General features: G+C 71.0%; 6 protein-coding genes. 5 read left to right on the top strand and 1 reads right to left on the bottom strand.

The annotated features are described in order from the left end of the window. The 5 genes from FV222_RS21440 to FV222_RS31920 all read left to right on the top strand — a co-directional run. Positions 1-242: tetratricopeptide repeat protein (locus tag FV222_RS21440; protein ID WP_147815593.1), on the top strand; the 242-nt coding region annotated here is incomplete at its 5' end. A 37-nt stretch (positions 243-279) separates the two neighbouring features. After that, positions 280-948, top strand: coding sequence for an LON peptidase substrate-binding domain-containing protein (locus tag FV222_RS21435; RefSeq protein ID WP_147762731.1), 669 nt, complete (start codon positions 280-282; stop codon positions 946-948). A gap of 85 nt (positions 949-1,033) precedes the next feature. Beyond that, positions 1,034-1,249, top strand: coding sequence for a Trm112 family protein (locus FV222_RS21430; protein ID WP_147762732.1), 216 nt, complete (start codon positions 1,034-1,036; stop codon positions 1,247-1,249). A 20-nt stretch (positions 1,250-1,269) separates the two neighbouring features. Continuing rightward, positions 1,270-1,545, top strand: a complete 276-nt coding sequence (locus tag FV222_RS21425; RefSeq protein ID WP_147762733.1) for an adenylosuccinate synthase — start codon at positions 1,270-1,272, stop codon at positions 1,543-1,545. A gap of 96 nt (positions 1,546-1,641) precedes the next feature. Next, complete coding sequence (locus FV222_RS31920) at positions 1,642-1,770, top strand: hypothetical protein (protein ID WP_281406033.1); 129 nt, start codon at positions 1,642-1,644, stop codon at positions 1,768-1,770. Between the two features lie 234 nt (positions 1,771-2,004). On the opposite strand, the gene FV222_RS21420 is transcribed toward FV222_RS31920, so the two are convergent. Beyond that, positions 2,005-3,109 (bottom strand): alpha/beta hydrolase domain-containing protein (locus FV222_RS21420; protein ID WP_281406904.1); only part of this gene is annotated, 1,105 nt, incomplete at its 5' end.

The raw sequence follows: 3,109 nt of genomic DNA, 5'->3' as shown, positions 1-3,109 counted from the left end.
AGGCCGAGGTCGCTGCCAACGCCGACGCGCATCAGGCCCGGTTCGACCTGGCGCTCGGGCTCAACGCCGGGAACGAGCGCGAGAAGGCGGTCGATCACCTGATCGAGATCATCCGCCGGGACCGCACCTGGAACGAGGACGGCGCGCGCAAGCAGCTGCTCCAGTTCTTCGAGGCCTGGGGTCCGATGGACCCGGCCGCGATCCGCGGGCGGCGCAAGCTCTCGACGCTGCTGTTCGCGTGAGGTCGGACTCCGAAGGTTTCGTATCGCTGGAGGCGTCATGAGCACGCATGCGGGCTACAAGGGTCCGGGCGATTGCCCCCCCGTCATCCCGGTCTTCCCCCTGCCCGGCGCCCTGCTGCTGCCGCGCGGGCAGATGCCGCTCAACATCTTCGAGCCGCGCTACCTCGCCATGGTGGACGACGCGCTGCGGACCGACCGGGTCATCGGCATGATCCAGCCGGACGCCGAGGGCGGCGCCTCGCCGATGAGCCCGAAGCTGTACCGGGTCGGCTGCGCCGGCCGCATCACCCAGTTCGCCGAGACCGGCGACGGCCGCTACCTGCTGTCGCTGACCGGCATCGGCCGCTTCCGGGTGATGAGCGAGCTCGCCACCACCGGCGCCTACCGCCGTTGCCAGGTCAGCTACGACGACTTCGCCATCGACTTCACCGCGCGCGCCGGGGAAGACGCCGTGGACCGCGACGGCGTCCTGCGGGCCCTGCGCGACTTCGTCGATTCCAACGACCTCAAGGTCGACTGGGCGGGCATCGAGGAGGCCCCGAACGAGGCGCTGGTCAACGCGCTCTGCATGATGAGCCCGTTCGGCGTCCGCGAGAAGCAGGCGATGCTCGAGGCGCCCGACCTGAAGACCCGCGCCGAGATCCTGGTCGCGGTCACCGAGATGGAGATGGTGCGCAGCACCGGGCCCGAGCCGACGATGCAGTAGCGGGCGTTCCCACGGCGGGTTCGGCGATGACGAACGCCTGCGCCTCCGCTACCAACCGGCACGGCTTCGAACGGAGATCGAGAGCATGACGCAGGACATGACCACCCCGGGCACCGCCGTCGAGGCGACCCGCGTCGACCCGAAGCTGCTCGAGCTGCTGGTCTGCCCGCTGACCAAGGGCACCCTCGACTACGACGCCGGCCGCCAGGAACTGATCAGCCGCTCGGCCAAGCTCGCCTATCCGATTCGCGACGGCATCCCGATCATGCTGCCGGAAGAGGCGCGCCAGCTCACGGACTGATCCGGCACGAGGAGCCAGGCATGGCCTTCAAGGCGAAATCGGCCTCCGAGACCAAGGCCGCCGACCTCGCGTCGGCCCTCGTGCGCATCGCCGACCGGGACGGCGCGCCGCTTCAGGTCGGCGTCGACCGGCTGCGTCAGGGCAACCCGCGCCTGACGCCGCTGGCGATCGGGCAGCTCTATCGCAAGCACCGCGACCACCTCGACACCGCGCTCGCCGAGCGCGGCTACGTCCTCGTCGGCTATGCCGACCAGGGTCCGGGCCGCGGCATGGAATTCGCGATCGACCCGGCCTGACGCCGCACTCTCGGCCGACGCAAGCCGCGCCGACGCGAGGCACGCCGACGAACGTGCCGCGGTGCCCGTCCGCCCGCCCCCGTGCTAGGGGACGGCATGCCCCGCTGGCTTTTCCTCACCTTCGCCGCCGCCATCGTGCTGGCCGTGTTCGGCAGCGCCTTCATCGCCCTGAGGGGCGCGCCGGCCAAGCCGTCGATCTCCGAGCCGGCCGCCGCCCCGCGCTGAATCGCGTTTCGCGCGATCGATCGCGCGAGAGCATGTTCCGTGATCTCTGGATCACGGAACATGCTCTAATACCAAGTCTCATGGGTAGGAACCCATGAGGTCCGGCGGATTGCCGCCGCCCCGCAGTTGCGGGGGCCAGACTTCAATGAGTCGGGCTCATCGAGGTCTGGTATAACTTGCTATGTGGTCGCACTTTCCTCATGCGAGCCGGCATCCACCTCGCATGAAAATGCGCTAGGGCGCCGCGTCCTGGCGTGCCGACGCGATCAGGCGGTCGCCGTCCTCGCGCAGCAGCAGGCGGTCCACGACGAGGGCGTCGACGGATTTCGTGACCGCCGCAACGTAGGCGTCCGCGCTTGCGTAGCGCTCCTCCAGGGACGGGCGCGGGTCGCCGGCCGCCTCGCGTTCGGCCCGCGTGCGCGCGAAGCCGATCTGGCTTCCCTCGCGATCGCACAGGGCGCCGGCCGGGAACGGGTCGGCGTAGAGGTTCCAGCCGGTGAAGGTCGCGCGCGGGGCCGCGACCGCGGGCAGGCGGATGCCCGCCGCCTCGTTGCCGTCCGCGTCGACACGCGGCACCAGCGGCCGGTACTGCGGCCCGGTCTCGGGGCGCGGGTCGACATAGGTGGAAAATCGCGCGATCGCGTTGGGCGTCGTCGGCACGGGAATGCCCACCAGGAACGGGAAGCCGGCGTCGGCGGCCTCCACCAGCGTGCCGTCCGACAGGCGGGGGACGCGGCTCTCCGGCGGAGCCTTGCCCGCGGTCACCCATTCCTCGAGCGCGACGAGGAGCGCCCGCAGGGCCGGCGCCGGGTTCAGGGTGCTGCGCGGGTTCGCGCACGCCCCCTTGGTCGAGGTCAAGCCGGCGCGCCCGTAATGAAAGCCGCTGGAGACCAGGAAGGCGCGCGACGTCTCGGGCAGCGGCATGTCGGACCGGCCGAGCGGGTCCGTGGTGAGCATCGAGGCGCCCTTCTGCCAATACTCGGTGCCGGTGTTCACCTCGATCAGGAGCGGGTCGAAGCCGTCGTCGCGCAGGAGCGCGCCGGTCCGGCCGGTGATCGGATCGTGCTGCCGCGCGGTGGAGAACGGAAAGGCGTTCTCGGGATAGAGGTGGTCCTCGTGCTGCGTGTTGGTGCGGGAGGGCTGCCCGAACCGGGCGTTGAGGAAGATCCCGCCGACGCCCGCGATGTGCGAGAGCATGCCGTCGAAGACCCGGCGGCCGGCCTCGTCGCGGTTGAAGCCCTGGAAGACGAAGTCGCGCAGGTAGCGCCCGCTCTGCGAGATGCCGAGGGCGACGGCGTGGCGGATGGAGCCGCCGGCCGGGTTCGCCCCGTCGGCCGCG

It is taken from the genome of Methylobacterium sp. WL103, assembly GCF_008039885.1.
In the GTDB taxonomy this organism is placed as follows: Bacteria; Pseudomonadota; Alphaproteobacteria; order Rhizobiales; family Beijerinckiaceae; genus Methylobacterium; species Methylobacterium cerastii.
Note: the sequence above shows the minus strand (reverse complement) of the source record. Positions and strands in the feature narration are given on the sequence as shown.

Excerpts from the sequence above, each read along its gene's own strand:
- FV222_RS21435 (WP_147762731.1), top strand. The coding sequence starts at position 280 with ATGAGCACGCATGCGGGCTACAAGGGTCCGGGCGATTGCCCCCCCGTC.
- FV222_RS31920 (WP_281406033.1), top strand. The coding sequence starts at position 1,642 with ATGCCCCGCTGGCTTTTCCTCACCTTCGCCGCCGCCATCGTGCTGGCC.
- FV222_RS21425 (WP_147762733.1), top strand. The coding sequence starts at position 1,270 with ATGGCCTTCAAGGCGAAATCGGCCTCCGAGACCAAGGCCGCCGACCTC.
- FV222_RS21430 (WP_147762732.1), top strand. The coding sequence starts at position 1,034 with ATGACGCAGGACATGACCACCCCGGGCACCGCCGTCGAGGCGACCCGC.